General features: G+C 64.0%; 3 protein-coding genes. 1 reads left to right on the plus strand and 2 read right to left on the minus strand.

The features are described from left to right. Together AC2A1N_RS13805 and AC2A1N_RS13810 are read right to left on the minus strand one after the other, a co-directional pair. Window positions 1-255 (minus strand): arsenate reductase ArsC (locus AC2A1N_RS13805; RefSeq protein WP_484372606.1); only part of this gene is annotated, 255 nt, incomplete at its 3' end. 25 nt (window positions 256-280) lie between these two features. Next, window positions 281-595, minus strand: coding sequence for an ArsR/SmtB family transcription factor (locus tag AC2A1N_RS13810; protein WP_005420865.1), 315 nt, complete (start codon window positions 593-595; stop codon window positions 281-283). 39 nt (window positions 596-634) lie between these two features. On the opposite strand from AC2A1N_RS13810, the gene AC2A1N_RS13815 reads away from it, so the two are divergent. Continuing rightward, window positions 635-904, plus strand: a 270-nt coding sequence (locus AC2A1N_RS13815) for an NADPH-dependent FMN reductase (protein ID WP_484372608.1), incomplete at its 3' end; no start/stop codon positions are given.

Raw genomic sequence — 904 nt, forward strand, 5'->3', positions numbered from 1 at the left:
GCAGACGGTGACGATCAGATCCATCGGCGCGGCATCCGCTTCGGCGAACTCGTCCCACGACTTGCTGCGAAGGCCGTCCACCGGGAAACCCTCGCGCTGCAACTGAGCAATGGCAAACGGGTTGACACGGCCGGCCGGCTGGCTGCCGGCGCTGAAGGACTCGTAGCGGTCTTGGCCCCACTTTTTCAGGGTCGATTCGGCCAACACACTGCGAGCGGAATTACCGGTACACAAGAACAGGACGCGACGGGTCATCTGAGCGATCTCTAAGGTGGGTTGGTCAGCAGCCTGCGGGGCGTTCACAGGCCTGTTCGTCGGCACAGCAGTTTTCAGTGAGGTAGGCCACCAGCTCGTTCATTGCCACGAACTCGGCCCGGTAGCAGATGGTCCGGCCACGTTGCTCGGCGCTGATCAGTCCCGCAGCCAGCAGTTCCTTCAGGTGGAAGGAGAGCGTGGCGCCAGGCAAGCAGAGCGTCTGGGCAATGTCACCGGCCAGCTTGCCGCCGCTGCCGGCCTGTACCAGCAGGCGGAAGATCGACAGGCGGGTGGCGTGGCCCAGGGCAGCAAGAGCGTGGGTTGCAGTGTTATGTTCCATAATTCTAGAATAATGGAATCGATATCGCAGGACAACCCCGTGCAGCAGATCCCCAACGTGGTCCCAGGTGCCTTAGACATCCCGACGGCCACCAAGCTCAACGACCCGGCCGCGCGGCCGCACCGCCCGCGCATCCTGATCCTGTACGGCTCGCTGCGGCCTCAGTCGTTCAGCCGCAAGCTGGCGCTGGAGGCGCAGCGGCTGCTGGAAAAGCTCGGGGCGGAAACCCGCCTGTTCGATCCACACGAGCTGCCGATGCTTGACTCGGTGCCAGCCACCCACCCAAAGGTGCAGGAGCTGCGCCAGGCC

The sequence above is a fragment of the Stenotrophomonas maltophilia group sp. SKK55 genome (genome assembly GCF_057179845.1).